Here is a 15,622-nt window from a genome sequence, read left to right on the forward strand (position 1 = left end):
TTAAGCGTAAAGGGTTTCCGCCAGCTCCTCCAAGAGGCCGTCCCCCTCCAAGGGGAGGCGCCCCGCCTTCAGGTACTCCTGGAGAAGCGGGGCAAAACGAGGGTCCCCTGCCCGGGCGGCCCGCTCCTTTAGGGAAACGAGGGGCCAGCCGTAGGCCAGGTGGCCCAGGATATCGTAAAGGTCGTACTCCCCCGGCACCAGACGGCGCAAAAGGGCCTCGGTCCAGCCCTTGGCCACCAGGTTGGCGAGGAGGGCGCGGCGGCTTTGCCCCTTGCGCCAAAGGAGGCGGAAGCGCTCCTCCTCCGGCAGGGCCTGCCGTAGCCTCTCCCCCACCTCCGCCAAGGTGCCCACCCGCTCGCCCCCGGGGAGGAGGTAGCCCTCCCGGGAGAGGAGGCTTTCCACCGCCTGCTTGAGCCGGCGTCCGCTGATGGGCTTTTCCAGGAAGAGGTCCGCCCCCAAGGCCCGGCTTGGGCCCTCCAGCTCCTTTCCCCCTCCGGTGAACATGATGACGGGCACCCGGCTCAAGCGGCGCACGGCCCGGATGCGGCCTAGAAGGGTAAGGCCGTCCATGTCCGGCATCATGATGTCCAAAAGGATGAGGTCAGGGGTTTCCCTCCGCAAAAACTCCAAGGCTTCCTTGGCTGAAACCGCCAGGACCACCTCGTGGCCCGAGCCGGAAAGGACCACCTCGAGGAGGTGGCGGATGCGGGGGTCATCGTCCACCACGAGAAGCCGCGCCACGAAGGCCATGCTACGCCAGCCCTTTTTCCCTTGTCCAGGGTGCTTGTACCATGGAAGGCATGAGGATTGCCTTCCAGGGCACCGAAGGGGCGTACAGCGAAGAGGCCCTCCTCAAAACCTTCCCCGGCGCCACCCCCGTGGGCTTCCCCACCTTTCATCAGGTCTTTGAGGCGGTGGAAACGGGGGAGGCGGAGCTGGGCGTGGTGCCCGTGGAAAACACCACCGCCGGCAGCATCAACCAAACCTACGACCTCCTCCTGGAAAGCGACCTCCACGTGGTGGGGGAGATCGTCCACCGGGTGGAGCACTGCCTCCTGGCCCCTAAGGGCACCGAGCTCAAAGACCTCCGGGCGGTGAAAAGCCACCCCCAGGCCCTAGCCCAGTGCGATGGCTTCCTGGCCCGGCTCCGCCTCACCCCCATCCCCGTGTATGACACCGCCGGGGCAGCGAGGGCCTTGGCGGAAAGCCCTGAACCCGGGGTGGGGGCCATCGCCTCGAGGCGGGCGGCGGAGCTCTATGGCCTCGCCATCCTGGCGGAGAACATTGAGGACTACCCCCACAACTACACCCGCTTCTTCGTCATCGGTCGCGAGGAGGCGCCGAGGGGAGAAGAACCCCACAAGACGAGCATCGTCTTCGCCGTGCGCCACCGCCCCGGAGGGCTTTTGGAGGCCTTGCAGGTCTTCGCCGAGGCCGGGGTGAACCTCACCAAACTGGAGTCCCGGCCCCGGCGGGACAAACCCTTTAGCTACCTCTTCTACCTGGACCTGGAAGGGCACCTGGAAGACCCCGGGCCCTCCCAGGCCCTTTTGGGCCTCCTGCGCCGGGCGGCCTTCCTAAAGGTCCTGGGCTCTTACCCCGCTTACAAAAACGGCACCTAGCCCGGGCGGACGTCCACCACCCTTTCCCCGGCGGCCTGCAGCCGCTTCGGCACTCCCTCCACATCCTCCCCCACCACCCGCATCACCAAGCGCTGGTAGCCCTGGAGGTGGGCGGCGGTGGCGATGGAAACGATGTTGGCTGGGGGCACCGCCTGGGCCATCTGGGCCAGGGCCCCGGGGACATCGGGGATGTCCACGGTGATGCGCAGCCCCCCCAGCTTAAGACCCAGCACCTCAATGAAGGCCCGGAGCACATCGGTCACGGTGATGATGCCCACCAACTTCGCACCCTCCATCACCGGAAGTCCCCCAATTTTCCGCTCCTCCATGATGAGGGCCGCCTTCTCCAAAGGCTCGTCCGCCCCCACTGTGACCACGGGCTTGGCCATCACCTCCTCCACGGTGAGCTTGGAGAGGAGGTAGTTCATCTCCCACACCGAGAGGGTGGTGGCCTTGGAGGGCATGGCGTCCTTGAGGTCCTTGTCGGTGACAAGGCCCACAAGCTTCCCCTCCTTCACCACGGGCAGGCGCCGGAAGCCCTTGTGCTTCAACAGGTTGATGGCCTCCAATACGGGGGTGTCGGGGCTTACGGTAAGGGGGTCCTTGGTCATCCAGTCGCGGACCAGCATCTTTAACCTCCTCTCATCCCCAGCTTACCCCAAGGACAAAGGAAAAATGTCCCCGCCTTGAAGGCGGGGATCATCGGGCATCCTCCTACCGCAGGCTAGCCCCGAGCACTACCCGGCTAAGGGAGTTGCCTCCCCCAAAGGGATAGAAGTACTCCCCGTCTAGGAAAACCCCCGTCCTGGGGTCTAGTAGCACCTCTACCCCAAGGGAAAGGTGAAGGCCAAGGTCGCTGCTCTGGGCAAACCACCCCGCAAGCCCCCCGCCAAAATAGGGCCTAATCCCCCGCAGGTCCCGGTCCACCTGGCCCAGATCGGGCTTGAAGAGGAGCTCGCCCCCTACCAGAAAGCTCGGCCCCCCAGGGAAGAGGTCGGCAAAGCCCCGGAAGGCCAGGTTCTGCTCCAAGGGGGCCTCGAGGCCAAACCCGAGCCCCGCCGGGGGCAAGGAAAGCCGGAAGGAAACCGCCCGTTGGGCAAAGGCCAAAGAACCTAACGCCAAGAGCAAAAGAAGCCCAATCGTCTTGCGCATGCCTATCACCTCCTAGGGCATCCTACCCCAGTAGCCCTCAAGGGGAAAGGAAGCCTTCTCTCACCCTGGCCTAACCCAAAGGGGATAGGCTTTGACCCATGAAACGGCTTCCCCTAGCGGCCCTTTTCCTGGCCCTCGGCGCCCTCGTTACCCCCATGCTGGCCCAGAACAGGAACGTGGCCACCCGCATCGGCTTCGTGGACGCCGATGCCCTGGTCCAGGCCCACCCCGACTACAAAAAGGTCCAGGACGTGCAGGCCCAGGCCAAAAAGGAGCTTTCCCCCTTAGAGGAAAAGCTCAAGCCCCTGGACCAGAAGATGCGTGCCGGGCAAGCCTCGGCCAAGGAGCGCCAGGACTACGACGCCCTCCTCAAGACCTACCAGGACACCCTTAAGAAATGGCAGGACCGGCAGAACCAGGTCCTCAAGCCCATCCTCGAGGACGTGGACGCCGCCATCGCCAAGGTGGCCAAGGCCCAGGGCTTCGCCGTGGTCATGAGCCGGCAGGTGGCGGCCCAGTCCGGCCTGGTGGTCTACGCCGACGAGGACACGGACCTCACCCAAGCAGTGATCCGGGAACTCAAGCGCTAGGGCAAACCCCCCTACCCCGCCTGGGCCTACTCCCAGGCGGGGTAAGCCTCTTTGGGCAAGCTCCAGCGCACCTCCTCTAAGGCCCCGTCAAAGCGGAGGATGGCGGCCAGGCGTTTTCGGGAATACACCCGGTAAGGCTCCTTGGGGATAAAGGCGGTGACGATGTCCACGTGCCGCGGCTTGGCGTACTCCAGGACCACGTGCAGGGGAAGGCGCAGGCGGGGCGGGAAGACCATGTAGCCCAAAACCAGCATCCGCTGGTCCTCGGGGTAGATGCAAAGCTCCCTGCCCCATTCCAGGGCCCTCAGGATGTCCAGCTCGGTGAACCCCTCCTGGAGCATGTGCTTGGCCACGTGGGGGCCCAAGCGGTAGCGCCCTTCCCGGAGGTGGGGGAGGAGGTCCTGAAGGCGGCGAAGCTTCCGCATGTCCACCCCCTTTCCCCCCAGTCTAGGGCCTATAGCCCAAAGGAGTGTGGCCCCTACCGGTAAGGCCCCAAGGCAGCGGGGTCCCGCACCGCCAGGAAGGCCCCGTAGACCCTTTCCGCCCCCGCCTGGAGCAAAGCCTCCTTGGCCCGGAGGAAGGTGGCCCCGCTGGTAAGGACATCGTCCACTAGAAGCCAAGCCCCCTCCACCCTGCCCTTGGGCACAAAGAGCCCTGGGGGGAGCTTGGCCCTTCCCCGCCCCCGGGTGGGCTGGCTCGGGGCGTAGCGCACCCGCACGAGGACCCGGCGGTAGGGGAGGTGGAGGCGGCGGGCGAGTTCCTTGGCCAAGAGCTCGGGGGGGTTATACCCCCTCCGGAGAAGCCGGGGCAGGAGGGTGGGCACCGCCGTCACCCCCGAAAGCGCCCAGCCCTGGGCCAGGACGCCTTCCGCCAAGGGGCGGGCCAAGAGGGGCGCAAGGCCGAAGCGGCGCCCATATTTGAGCGCCCGGACCAAACCCCCCACCCGGCCGTAGAGCCCCAGGTAGACGCTATCCCCTTGGGCCCAGGCCCGAAGCCCCTCCCGGCAAGCGGCGCAGAGGAAAGGCTCGTCCAGCCTGCCGCCGCACCCCGGGCAGGCGTGGCCCAAAAGCGCTTCAAGAAAGGCCCAGGGCATGGCGCAGGGCCTCGTCAAAGGGGGGGTAGAGCACCCCCTTTTCCGTGACGATGCCCGTGAGGTAGCGGTGGGGGGTCACGTCAAAGGCGGGGTGGTAGGCGGGGAAGCCCTCGGGGGCGAGGCGCACCCCTTTAAGCTCCAAGACCTCCTCCGGGGAACGCTCCTCAATGGGGATACCCTCCCCGCTTTCCAGCCTGGGGTCCACGGAGGAAAGGGGCAGGGCGGCGTAGAAGGGGATGCCGTGGTGGTGGGCCAACACCGCCAAGGTGTAGGTGCCGATCTTGTTGGCGAAGTCCCCGTTTAGGGCCATGCGGTCCACCCCCACGATGACGGCGTCCACCAGGCCCCGCTGCATGAGGAAGCCCGCCATGTTGTCGGCGACGAGGGTGGCGGGAACCCCCGCCTTCTTAAGCTCAAAGGCGGTGAGCCTGGCCCCTTGCAGGTAGGGCCTCGTCTCGTCCACCCAGACGTGGTTGACCCGGCCTTTGCGGTGGGCCTCGAGGATGGCCCCCAAGGCCGTGCCGTACCCCCCGGTGGCCAAGGGCCCCGTGTTGCAGTGGGTGAGGACCTGGCCCCTTAGGACCTTGGCCCCGTGGAGGCCAATGGCCCTCTCCGTCTCCTCCACCTCCCGCCAAAGGGCCTTGGCCTCCCTTAGGCTCCCCTCCAGGTCCCCCCAGTGGGGCCGCAGGCGGTCTAAGGCGTGGAAAAGGTTCACCGCCGTGGGGCGGCTTTGGCGGAGGAGGGCGTCCGCCTCCTTTGGGCTTTCCCCCCTCAGGTGGGCGAGGACCATGCCGAAGGCCGCCGAAACCCCGATGGCGGGCGCCCCCCGCACCACCATGGCCCGGATGGCCTCCGCCATCTCCCTCGCCGTGCGCACGGGCACCCAGACCTCCTCCAAGGGAAGCCGCCTCTGGTCCAAAAGCCAGAAGACCCCTTCTTCCTCGTCAAAGCGGAAAGGCAACAGGCGCTCCACGCCCTAAGCCTATAGGAGGCGGAGGACCTTGTCGTCCCCAGGGCGCACCCGGCCCCGGCCATCCCGATTGGAGGTGGTGACGTAAAGGGCCCCGTCGGGCCCCGCCTGCACCTCCCGCAGGCGCCCAAAGCCGGAAAGGACGGTCTCCACCCCCGCCACCCGCCAAGCCCCCTTGCCCCCGCTGAGGGTGAGGCGCAAAAGGGCCTCCCCCCGAAGCCCAGCCAAATAGAGCGCCCCCCGCCAAAAGGCCAGGTTCCCCGGGGGAAAGCCCTGGGGGAAGAAGTGGAGGGGGTCCTGGTAGCGGGCATCCCCCAGGCGGCCCACCCCCCTGGGCCAGCCGTAGTTGCCCCCGGGGAGGATGAGGTTCACCTCATCGTGGCCGAAGCCCTGCTCCCCACTGGGCCCGTGCTCGCTGGAAAAAAGCTCCCCCGTCTCCGGGTGCCAGGCAAGGCCCTGGGGGTTGCGGTGGCCTAGGCTATAGATTTCGGGCCGGGCCCCCCGCCTGCCCAAAAAGGGATTCCCCGGGGCGGGCTCGCCCTCCGGGGTGATCCGCAGGATCTTGCCCCCCAAGGAGGCCAGGTCCTGGGCCATCTCCCGCTCGTACACCTCCCCCGTGGTCACGTAGAGCATCCCATCGGGACCGAAGGCGATGCGCCCGCCCGAGTGAAGGCCGTGGGGGCGGGCGGGGATGCCGTCCAGGATGACCCGGTCCAAAACCCCCCTTTCCCCCTCGTGCCGAAGGCGCACCACCTGGTTGCGAAGCCCTCCCTCCTCCACCGTGCGGTAGGCGTAGACGTAAGGCACCTGGGGAAAGCGGGGATGGAGGGCCAGGCCCAAAAGCCCCGACTCCCCCCGGTGGTAGACGGGAAGCTCGGCGTAGAGGCCCACCCTGCCACCCCTAACCAGCCGGACCCGCCCCGGCCGCTCGGAAACCAGAAACCCCCCTCCGGGCAAGAAGGCCAAGGCCCAGGGAGCCTCCAACCCCTCCGCCACCACCTCCGCCCTAAGGCCCTGGGCCCGGGCCAAGGCCAAGGCGGAAAGGGCCTGGAGGAAACGCCTCCTCGTCATCCTCTTCCCCCCTTTCGGGAAGAGGCTACCCTAGGGAGGGCTAGGCCTTCGGGTCCAAGATTACCTTCACCCCTTGGCCTGAGGCCAAAAGTTGGAAGGCCTCCCGGTAACGGCTCAAGGGCAGCCGGTGGGTGATGAGGGGGGTGAGGTCCACCCGGCCCGAGTAGACCAAGGCGGTGCCCTGCATCCAGGTCTGCCAAAGTCGCCTGCCGGCGATGCCGTAGGCGGTGATCCCCCGCATGACCAGTTCCCCCGCCAGGTCAAAGCGGATGGGGTCCGAGGGGATGCCGAGGATCCTGGCCTCGCCCCCCGGGATGAGGGCCTTCAGGCCCTGGTGGATGGCGCTTTCGTTGCCGGAGAACTCCAAAAGAACCTCCACCCCGCTTCCCGTCACCTGCCGGACCACGGCCAGAAGGTCCTCCTCCAAGGGGTTGACGAGCCGGTCGGCGTAGGGCTTAGCGAAAGCCAGGCGGTAGGGGTTGGGGTCGGAGACCAAGATGGGCCCCGCCCCGCTCGCCCGGGCCACCATGGCCGCCATAAGGCCGATGGGGCCAGCCCCGGTGATGAGGACGCTCTTGCCCGATACCCCGCTCCCGGCGTACACCGTGTGCACGGCGTTGCCAAAAGGCTCCAGGATGGCGGCCACCTCAAAGGGGAGGTCCTTGGGGTTGACCCAGGCGTTTTCCGCCGGCACCACCACGTACTGGGCAAACCCCCCGTCCCGGTCCACCCCCAGGATCTCCGTGTTCAGGCAGACGTGGTAGTTGCCCGTGCGGCAGGCAGGGCAGACATGGCAGACGATGTGGCTTTCCACGCTCACGTGGTCCCCCACCTGGGGGCGCTTGACCCCGGGGCCCACCTTCTCCACCACCCCGCTGAACTCGTGCCCGGTGATGAGGGGGGGACGGACCCTCCCCTGGGCCCAGGCGTCCCATTTCCAGATGTGGAGGTCGGTACCGCAGATGCTCGCCGCCTCCACCCGCACCAGGATCTCCCCAGGCCCCGGCTCGGGCACGGGGCGTTCCACCAGGGTTAGGCCTTCTTCAGGGGCCAGCTTGGCCAAAGCGCGCATACCGGGGCCATGCTACCACCGGTAAAGGGCGCCGATGCTAAAGCGCACACTCTCCCCACTTTCCATCCCCAGGGAAAGGCCCAAGGCAGGTGTCAGCTCATACCCTAGCTGAAAGGTCAGCGTTTGGTAAGTCCCTTCACCCACCGGGAAACGAGAGCTCAAGGAAACGGCTAACCGGTCCTGCCGGTACTGGGCAAACACGCTTTGGGTCCCTCGCAGGTCCACTTCGTAGCCTAAAAACAAGTTGGGCATCACATATTTGCCCACCGAAAGGCGGGTGTCCTCTAACTGCCCACCCTGGAAAAGAGGCGTACGGATCTGAAACTGATCTAGGCCCAGAACCCGCGCAAGCTCCCGTTCCAGCTGACCCACCAGCAGGCTTTCCAAGGCGGCACTTAAAATAGCTTGCGGTAAGACATCCAAAACCTGGCCAAGATCCTTGGTGCCCAGGATTAAAAGCGAATAAGCCTCTACCTCGGGTAACTCAGGTTCTGTGGTTAACTTGGGCTCCAAGCGGAGCTTTATCCGGCCGTTCTCTCGGAAAAAGCTGCCCTCAGCTTTCAGGTGCAGGGTATAGCCGCGCGCCTCCCCAGTGGCCTGGAGAGTGAACTCGGGCAAAATACCTCGGCTAGGGGTAAAGCGTATCGCGCTACCCTCAGGTAGCACGTTGAAAAGCACGTCCCGCAGGCGGAAACTCCCCCTAAGGGGACGAGCCTCCCCTGAGAGGTACGGATCCTGGTAAGAGCCGCCCAAATAGAGCTCTCCGCCTACCTCACCTTGAACCAAGCTCTCCTGGATAAGGACCCCCTTCTCAGCGTAAAGGCGAATGTTTTCAAACACCAGGGGAAGAGGCTCTGCGGGAGCTGCTTCCTGTGGTTCTCTGCCTTGCTCAGCACCCGATGTGAAAGCTAGCCAAGCACGCAAAACCTCGGCGTTGGCCGTTAAGTGATAAGTTCCCCCTTCCTGGTACAAAAAGAAGCCCTTCACGTCCAAAAGACCTTCCTGCAAGTAGAGGCGAGGATAACTTAGATTCAATCGGCCATAGCCCGCAAGCCGCAAGGGGAAAAGGGTCCCCTGGGCTTCTAGTCCCCCCAGGCGAACCTCCACCAAGCCCGTGGGGTAGCGGAAGACCACCTCGGCCGGGGTGGCCTCTTTGAGGCCGGGAAGGGAAACCTCCCCCTTGGCGCTCACCCGGAAGTCTTCCAGCCGGCCCTCGAGGCCAAGCCGGGCCCGCCCGGGGAAGGGCGCCGTTAGGGTGAGTTCCCCCTCCGCCCTGGCCCCCCCGTTCAGGGAAAGGAGCCCTTCGGGGAGGTACCCCGCCACCGGGCCCAGGCGGAAGCGGAAGTCCTGGAACCCCACCTGGAAGCTATCCCCCTTGAGCCGCAAGGCCAGGCTCCCCGACCCCTCAGGGCGGTAGGGCTTCAGGGCGGGCACCACCTGCAACACCGGGGTGAAGACCGTGTCCTTGAGGCTCAAGTAAAGGTCGCTTCCCTCCGGGCTCCAATACCCCCCACCCTCCCAGACACCCCGGCCCGTCAGGCGGAGGTGGTCCACCTCCACCCGCCCCCGGCCGAGGCGGAAGGCCGCCTGGCCCCTAAGCTCATCCCCCCCGCCCCTAAAGACGAGGCTTTCCCCCACCAAAACCCCTTCCCCCCGCAAGGGGTCGGCGAGGGGCAGCTTGAGCCGCACCGCCCCCGTCCAGTAGGCCTCCCCCTCCAACGGCCCCGCCACCGCGGCGAGGAGGAGGTGGAGGGGGAAGCCCCGGGGGCTTGCCCGAAGGTCCAGCCTCCCGCCCTCCAGGGCCACCTGGAAGGGGGTTTCCCCGAGGCGCCCTTCCCCAGCGAAGCCCGCCCCCTGGAGGCGCCCCTGGAGGCTTAGGGGAAGGGATCTGTCCGCCACCCTTACCTCCCCGGAAACCGCCCCTTCCGCCCTCCCCCCTTTCAGGACGAGGCTTCCCGAAACCCGCCCCTGGAGGTACGGGGCATAGCGGCCCAAGAAGTCCTCCAAGGCGGTTTCCTTCAGGGTGAGGTCCAAGGCCAAGGGCAGGAGGCTCCCTTGGGCCTCCACCCGGCCTACGCCCCCCACCAACACCCCTTCTACCCCGTACCCCTCCCCGTACACCCGGCCCTGGAAGCGGCTCTCCAAGGGGGGAAGGGGGAGGTCCACCCTAAGCTCCCCTCCAGGTGGGTAGGCGAGCTCCCCTTGGAGGTAGGGCCCCTTGGCCCAAAGCCGGGCGGTAAGGAGCTTCCCCTCAAGCCGCACCTCCTCCTCCCCCGCCCGGTAGGCCAGGCGGTAGGCCCCGTCCAGCCCCACCTCCCCCTCCAGGCGCCCCGCCCCCGCCGCCCACCAGGCCCATGCGGGGTGCTCCCCTTCCACGGCCACCTTCTCCCCTTCCCCCCTAAGCCGCAAGGCGAAGCCCCGGAGGTCCAGGCCCAGGCTCCCCGCCACCCGTCCCCCCTGGTAGACCAAAGCCCCTTCCCCTTCCGGGCTCGTGAGGGTGAGGGCGAGGGCCCTGAGGTCAAGCCGCCCCTCCAAAGGAAGGCCGAGCCCCGGCACCCGGTAGGCGAGCCGGACCCCTTCCCCTTCCCCCCTGGCCTCGAGGCCGCCCGGGAGGAGCCCTTCCCAGAAGGTCCCCTCCCCCGAGGCCTCCCGGGCGGCGAGGTCCACGCTAAGCCCGCCCAGGAGCAGCCTCGGCCAGGCGAAGGCCACCTCCTCCCCCAAGACCTCCCCCCGGAGCCGGGGAAGCCCCTCCCCTTCCAGGGCAAGCCTCCCCTCCCGGAAGACCACCTCCCCCCGCCAGGCCCCGTCCCAGGCCACCTCCCCCTCCAGGTCCCCCTTGAGGCCAAGGCGGAGGCCCCCTTCCCCATAGACCCCTTCCGCCTCCGCCTCCCGGCCAAAGGCGGCGAGGCGGAGGCTTAGGGCCACCCGCCGCCAGGGGCCCTTCACCTCCCCCAAAAGGCGCAAGGGCCCAAGGGCGAAGTCCGAAAGGGCAAGGACCAGCCCCTCCGGCCCCACCTCCCCCCTCACCCCTGCCCCGGAAAGGGCCACCCTAAAGCCCGAAAGCCCCTCCAGGCCCAGGCCCACCTCCCCGTAGGCGTACCGCCCCGAAAGCCACTTCCCGGGGTAGACCCCCTCGGCCCAGAGCTCCCCAAGCCCCCGGGGCAGAGGCCCCCCGTAGCGGTAGGCCAGGCGGAAGGGGAAGAGGTCTAGCCTCCCCCTTAGGGGGAGGCCCTCCCCCAGGAGGTCAAAGCCCCCCTCCCGCCCCAGGAAGCGCACCCCGCCGTAGGGGCTTTCCACCCTCCCCTCCCCGGACCAGGCCCCCAGGTAGCCCTCCGCCGCCCGGTAGCGGTAGGCCCCCTGGAAGGCGAGCCCCCGGTAGGCCAGGTCCAGGGCGAAGGCGGCCTCGAGGCCCGGGCAGGCCCCCAAGGGCCCGGGCAGGCAGAAGGTGCCCTCCCCCTTCCCCGCCAAAGCCCCTTCACCCCAAAGGGCAAACCGCCCCGCCCCCAGGTCCGCCTCGGCCAAAAGGGCCCCGTCGGCAAGAGGGTAGCGGACCCGGACAAGCCCCGAAAGCCCCTTCCCGTACCGGGCCTCCCCCGAAACCCTGGGCCCCTGGAAGCGGAGGGAAAGCCCCTCCGCCCCATACGTCCCCCCAAAGCCCTCCCCGTAGGCCTCCCCCTGGAACTCCGCCCGCAGGGGGGAAAGCCAGGCCCGCCCCGCCACCGTCCCCTCGGGCCTTTCCAGGCGGAAGGCCACCGGGCCCTGCCAAGGGCCCTCCCCTTGGGCTTCAAGCCGGGCGGGGAGGCCAAAGGGGGTGAGGTCCAGGTCGGCCCATAGGGAAAGCCTCTCCCCCTCCAAGCGAAGCCTTAGGCCCGGGGCTTCCGACGCCAAGCGAAGCCCCGCCAGGGAAAACCCCTCATGGGCGAAGCGGAAGGGAAGGCTTTCCCCCTCGCCCACCAGGGCCCCCTCCCCTTCCAGCCTGGGCCCAAGGAGCGTGCCCCCAAGCCGGGCCTCGGCCCCAAGGCGCCCCCGCCCCACCTCTAGGGCGTAGCGGAGAGCCCCGTCCACCGCTAGCCCCCGCACCTCCCCCTCCGCCCTAAGGCTTCCGGGAAGCCCCTCCCCCTGGAGGCGGAAGCGCAAGGGGCCCTCCCCTTCCGCCCAAAGGGCGAGGCCCCGCCCCTCGGCCCGAAGCCAACCCCTATACCCCTCCTTCCCATAGCCCAGGTCCGCCTCCAGGGCGAAGCCCGCCACCTCCCCCTTCCCCTTGGCCGAAAGGCGCCACCCATCCCCGTAAACCGCCTCCAGGGCCAAGGGGGCTTGCCAGCGGACCTCCACCCTACCCCCTTCCCCCGAAAGCCCTAGGGGGCCTTCCTGGACCAGGTACTGGCGGCTTGTTAGCCACCCCTCCCCCCGGTAGCGGGCGCCCTCCCAGGTGAGGGCAAGCTCCCCTTGGGCAAAGGAAGAGGCGTGGCGCAAAACCCCTTCCCCCCTAAGCGCCAAGAGGTCCAGGGTGGCCTCTAAGGCCGTCTCCCCCAAGGCCTCCCCTTCGTAAACCCCCCGCACCCTCAAGGCCCCAAAGGGCCCGGAAAGGCTTAGGGAAAGGCCCGGGTAGCGGAAGGAAGCCTCCACCCCTTTTTGGTCCAGCCGCCCCCCGCCCCCAAGGGCCCCAAGCCCCCTCAACGCCCCCCCCTCGGGCCGCCAGGCGAGGCCCACCTCCCGCTCGGGAAGCCAAAGGCGTACCTCCCCCCCGCGGTAGTCCAGGGCCAGGAGTTCCCCCCCGTAGGAAAGCGCCGCCTCCGCCTCCCCCCTCCCGTCCAAGCCCACCTCCCCCTCCGCCCGCCCGCTCAGGGCCACCCCCAAGGCCTCCGCCAAGGGGGCCACCTCCTCCAGGCGGAAGCGCACCCTTTCCCCCTCCAGGGCCACCTCCCCCCCGGCATAGCGGAGGGTGAGGGCGAGGGCCTTCCCGTACCCCCCCTGGAAGGCGAAGGGAAGCCCCGCAAGCCGGCCTTCCCCTTCCCAGGCTAAGGAAACCCCCTCCCCCCGGAAGCGCCCCGCCACCTCCCCCTCCCGGCCCAGGGCCCGGAAGGGGAGGGCGAAGCTTCCCCGGTAGGTAAGCCCCTCCCCCTCGAGGCGCACGGGGCCCTCCAGGGCGTAGCGCACCAAGCCCTCCCGCCACACCCGGCCCCGGAAGGGCAAGGGGTCCAGGTAGGGCAGCCGGGCCTCCCCCAGCACCTCCAAGGCCAAGGCCGCCCAGGGACCCTCCCCCGAGGCCTCCCCCAGGACCTCCACCCCGCCCTGGCGGTAGTGGGCCCTCAGGGCGAGGCGGTAGCCTTCGGGGGAAACCTCTCCCTCCCCCTCCAGGTGGGGCCCGAGGAGGCGCACCCGGGCCCGGAGCATCTCCTCCCCTTGGATAAGGGCCTCCCCGTAAGGGCTTTCCAGGCGGAGCCTTCCCCCCCGGCTTCCCCAGGTCCCCGTGGCCCTTAGGGGAAGCCCCCATGGGGAGAGGTCCAGCCCCTCCGCCTGGAGGAGCAAGCGGAGCCCCTCCTCGTACCCCCCAAGGACCCGAAGCCCGGGCGCCCCGCCCCCAAGCCTAAAGGCCGCCCCCCGCCCCACCACGCCCAGGACAAGCCCCCCCTTGGGGAAGGAGGCCTCCCCCCGGTAGGCCAAAGCCAGGAGGTCCACCCTCCCCTCAAGCCTCCCCGCCCCCAGGAAGGGCACCTCCCCCTGGCCCTGGAGGCGGAGCCCTTTCCAAGGACCTTCCCCCGCCACCTCCCCGTAGGGGGTGGTGAGGCGTACCCTGCCCCCCTCCAGGTCCCCCCGGGCCCAAAGCCGCCCCTCCACCCCCCGGTAGCGGAAGGGGAGGTCCAGGCGGAAGGGGTACCGGCCCCGAAGCCCCACCTCCCCCACCCCCGGCACCCGGAGGGCCTCCCGGTCCAGGGTGAAGGCGAGGGGCGGAAGGCGGAGCCCCTCGGGGATGGGGGGAAGGAGCCTGCCCGCGAGGCGCAGGGTGGGGTAGACCTCCCCTTCCCCTTCCACATAGCCCCTTAGGCTCAGGGAAAGCCGCTTTCCCTCCCCAAGGAGCCTCCCCTCCACCCCGTAGGCCCGCACCTCGGCATAGCCCCTATAGCCCCCCTCGTAGGCCAGGTCCGCCCGCAAGGCCAAGGGCCCCAAAGCCGCCTCCCCCTTCAGGCTCAGGGCCTCCTTGTAAGCCAAGGTGAGGTCCCCGGCCCTTAGCCTTAGGCCGGGACCGGGGTCGTAGGCCCCGGAAAAGGGCACCTCCCCGAGGGGTGTCCGGACCCTTCCGGAAAGCTCCGCCCCCAAGCCCCTGAGGGAAGCGGCGGCCTCCAGGTAGCGCCCCTCGGCCCGAAGCCGCCCGGAGAGGGCCCCTTCCCGGTAGAGGGCATCCCCCCAGAGCCGCACCTCGTCCAGGGCCCGCACGGGAAGGCCCCTTAGGCGCAAGGAGAAAACCCCACCCCGGTACGCCCCCTCCCCGTAGGGGCTAAAGAAGCGGAAGCCCGAGGCCTCCTGCGCCACCGCCACGGGGAAGGCGGCGTAGGGGGAGGCGTAGCGGAGGGTGGCGGAAAGCCTGCCCCGCTGGAGGCGGCCTTCCCCCTCCAGGTCCCCCACCGCCAGGGGAGTGGGGGTGAGGCGGAGGGCGAGGTCGTCCCACGTCCCCGAAAGGGCCAAGGGGCCAAGCCGCCCGGAAACCCTCGCCCCCTCCCCCCGCACCTCCCCCGAGAGGTCCAAGGGGGCGAAAAGGGGAAGGGCCACCCCTGGGCTTCGCACCCCCACCCGGTAGCGGCCCCCTTCCAGGGCGAAGGCCACCTCCGCCTTCCCCTCCAAAGGCCTCGGCCAGGCCGCAACCCCGCCGCCCCGCAGCCGCCCCCCCTCCCCCGCCAGGCGGAGCCGGCTTCCTAAGGTATCGGCGAAGGTGGCCCGGTATGCGCTTCCCTCTAGGGCGAAGCCCAGGCGGTAGGTGCGGTCCAAAAGCCGCCCCTCCGCCTCCGCCTCCAGGGAGAAGACCCGGTCAAAGCCAAGCCGCCCCCAATGGCGGAAAGGCTCCCCCAAGAACCGCCCTTCCCCCTGGAAGCCGCCCTTGAGCTTCAGCTCCGCCCAGCCCTCCCCCGCCAGGGCCAGCCTCCCCTCCCCCTCCACGGGCAGGGATAGGCCAAAGTGGCGCGCCAGGGCGGGAAGCTGGGGCCTCCCCTCCAGCCGGAAGCGGTAGCGCTCCCCCTTGAGGTCCACCTCCGCCACCGCCTCTAGGGGGCCCTCGAGGCCCACCCCCTTTAGGTGCGCCTCCACCCGGTCCTCCCGAAGGCGAATGGGGCCCTCCACCCGGGTGAGGGCAAAGCCCACGAGCTCCACCACCCCGCCCGCCACCTCGGCCTCCCCCGCCATGCCCCCGGGGCCAAGCCGGAAAACCCCCGAAAGCCTCCCCCCCTTAAGCCCCGGGTAGAAGAAGGAAAGCCCGGAAACCTCGCCCCCAAAGCGCACCTCCCAGGCGGAAAGGTCGGGCGCAAGCCCCCTCGCCTCTCCCTGGAAGCTCCCCCCGGGAAGCCTCACCAGGAAGCGGTAGGGGTTTTCCCCGGCGAGGGTGAGGCGCAAGGGGGGGAGGAAAAGCCTCTTCCCTTGGGGAAGTTCCACCTCGGTATCCTCCAGGACCAGGCTCCGGAAGACCACCTTGAGGGCGGGCGGTGGCCCCGGCTTCTCGGGGATGAGGGCCTCCCAGGTGGGCTTTAGGCGGGCCCCCTGGAGGCGGAGGCTTAGGGGAAGCTCCCGGCGCCAAAGCCCCAGGAGGTCGTAGCGGAGGCCCACCGCCTCCGCCTCCAGGGAAAGCCCCTCCCCCTTAAGCCGCACCCCCCGCAGCCTAAGGCCCAGGAGGAGGTGCCCCCGCACCTCCCCCACCTCCCCCTGGAAGCCCGCCAGGACCAAGCCCCGCTCCACCGCCCCCTTGAGGAGGGGGGGCCAGGCGAGGAGGCCCAAGAGGCCAAGGAACCCCAGGAGAAGGAAGAGAAGCCCCCGCCGCATCTCCCTAAGCATAGGGAAGGGAGATGA

Annotated in this window: 11 protein-coding genes; 2 read left to right on the top strand and 9 right to left on the bottom strand. The window is 68.9% G+C overall.

Annotation, left to right across the window (positions count from 1 at the left end; all coding sequences use genetic code 11):
* Positions 1-750, bottom strand: a complete 750-nt coding sequence (locus A0O31_RS13485) for a response regulator (RefSeq protein ID WP_071676505.1) — start codon at positions 748-750, stop codon at positions 1-3.
* Positions 751-800: 50 nt separating this feature from the next.
* Between A0O31_RS13485 and pheA the strand changes: the two genes are divergently transcribed.
* Entirely contained in the window at positions 801-1,622 is an 822-nt protein-coding gene (gene pheA, locus A0O31_RS02295; protein ID WP_071676506.1) for a prephenate dehydratase, read from the top strand.
* Here pheA and A0O31_RS02300 read toward each other — a convergent pair.
* A complete protein-coding gene (locus A0O31_RS02300; RefSeq protein WP_071676507.1) occupies positions 1,619-2,251 on the bottom strand; it encodes a CBS and ACT domain-containing protein in 633 nt (210 codons plus the stop codon). The genes pheA and A0O31_RS02300 overlap by 4 nt on opposite strands.
* An 85-nt stretch (positions 2,252-2,336) precedes the next feature.
* Positions 2,337-2,774 (bottom strand): hypothetical protein, encoded by a 438-nt coding sequence (locus tag A0O31_RS02305; RefSeq protein WP_071676508.1) that lies wholly within the window; start codon positions 2,772-2,774, stop codon positions 2,337-2,339.
* 98 nt (positions 2,775-2,872) lie between these two features.
* On the opposite strand from A0O31_RS02305, the gene A0O31_RS02310 reads away from it, so the two are divergent.
* The gene (locus A0O31_RS02310) at positions 2,873-3,364 is read left to right on the top strand and encodes an OmpH family outer membrane protein (protein ID WP_071676509.1); all 492 of its coding nucleotides are present in this window, start codon (positions 2,873-2,875) and stop codon (positions 3,362-3,364) included.
* 26 nt (positions 3,365-3,390) lie between these two features.
* Here A0O31_RS02310 and A0O31_RS02315 read toward each other — a convergent pair whose 3' ends face one another.
* From A0O31_RS02315 to A0O31_RS02340, 6 genes are read right to left on the bottom strand one after another with little or no spacing between them, the layout of a single operon-like run.
* Positions 3,391-3,789, bottom strand: coding sequence for a DUF4258 domain-containing protein (locus tag A0O31_RS02315; RefSeq protein WP_071676510.1), 399 nt, complete (start codon positions 3,787-3,789; stop codon positions 3,391-3,393).
* Between the two features lie 53 nt (positions 3,790-3,842).
* Complete coding sequence (locus tag A0O31_RS02320; RefSeq protein ID WP_071676511.1) at positions 3,843-4,457, bottom strand: ComF family protein; 615 nt, start codon at positions 4,455-4,457, stop codon at positions 3,843-3,845.
* Positions 4,438-5,430 carry an S-methyl-5-thioribose-1-phosphate isomerase gene (mtnA, locus tag A0O31_RS02325; RefSeq protein WP_071676512.1) on the bottom strand — a complete coding sequence of 331 codons (993 nt, stop codon included), beginning with the start codon at positions 5,428-5,430 and terminating at the stop codon, positions 4,438-4,440. Before mtnA ends, A0O31_RS02320 begins: the two co-directional genes overlap by 20 nt.
* A gap of 9 nt (positions 5,431-5,439) precedes the next feature.
* Positions 5,440-6,498, bottom strand: a complete 1,059-nt coding sequence (locus tag A0O31_RS02330; protein ID WP_071676513.1) for a PQQ-dependent sugar dehydrogenase — start codon at positions 6,496-6,498, stop codon at positions 5,440-5,442.
* A 40-nt stretch (positions 6,499-6,538) separates the two neighbouring features.
* Entirely contained in the window at positions 6,539-7,570 is a 1,032-nt protein-coding gene (tdh, locus tag A0O31_RS02335; RefSeq protein WP_071676514.1) for an L-threonine 3-dehydrogenase, read from the bottom strand.
* A gap of 12 nt (positions 7,571-7,582) precedes the next feature.
* Positions 7,583-15,595, bottom strand: coding sequence for a translocation/assembly module TamB domain-containing protein (locus tag A0O31_RS02340; RefSeq protein WP_071676515.1), 8,013 nt, complete (start codon positions 15,593-15,595; stop codon positions 7,583-7,585).
* Between the last annotated feature and the right edge of the window lie 27 nt (positions 15,596-15,622).

Source organism: Thermus brockianus (assembly GCF_001880325.1).
GTDB lineage: Bacteria > Deinococcota > Deinococci > Deinococcales > Thermaceae > Thermus > Thermus brockianus.

What these genes read in the sequence shown, in the direction of transcription:
- A0O31_RS13485 (WP_071676505.1), bottom strand. Translation starts at nt 750, where the DNA reads ATGGCCTTCGTGGCGCGGCTTCTCGTGGTGGACGATGACCCCCGCATC.
- pheA (WP_071676506.1), top strand. Translation starts at nt 801, where the DNA reads ATGAGGATTGCCTTCCAGGGCACCGAAGGGGCGTACAGCGAAGAGGCC.
- A0O31_RS02300 (WP_071676507.1), bottom strand. Translation starts at nt 2,251, where the DNA reads ATGCTGGTCCGCGACTGGATGACCAAGGACCCCCTTACCGTAAGCCCC.
- A0O31_RS02305 (WP_071676508.1), bottom strand. Translation starts at nt 2,774, where the DNA reads ATGCGCAAGACGATTGGGCTTCTTTTGCTCTTGGCGTTAGGTTCTTTG.
- A0O31_RS02310 (WP_071676509.1), top strand. Translation starts at nt 2,873, where the DNA reads ATGAAACGGCTTCCCCTAGCGGCCCTTTTCCTGGCCCTCGGCGCCCTC.
- A0O31_RS02315 (WP_071676510.1), bottom strand. Translation starts at nt 3,789, where the DNA reads ATGCGGAAGCTTCGCCGCCTTCAGGACCTCCTCCCCCACCTCCGGGAA.
- A0O31_RS02320 (WP_071676511.1), bottom strand. Translation starts at nt 4,457, where the DNA reads ATGCCCTGGGCCTTTCTTGAAGCGCTTTTGGGCCACGCCTGCCCGGGG.
- A0O31_RS02330 (WP_071676513.1), bottom strand. Translation starts at nt 6,498, where the DNA reads ATGACGAGGAGGCGTTTCCTCCAGGCCCTTTCCGCCTTGGCCTTGGCC.
- tdh (WP_071676514.1), bottom strand. Translation starts at nt 7,570, where the DNA reads ATGCGCGCTTTGGCCAAGCTGGCCCCTGAAGAAGGCCTAACCCTGGTG.
- A0O31_RS02340 (WP_071676515.1), bottom strand. Translation starts at nt 15,595, where the DNA reads ATGCGGCGGGGGCTTCTCTTCCTTCTCCTGGGGTTCCTTGGCCTCTTG.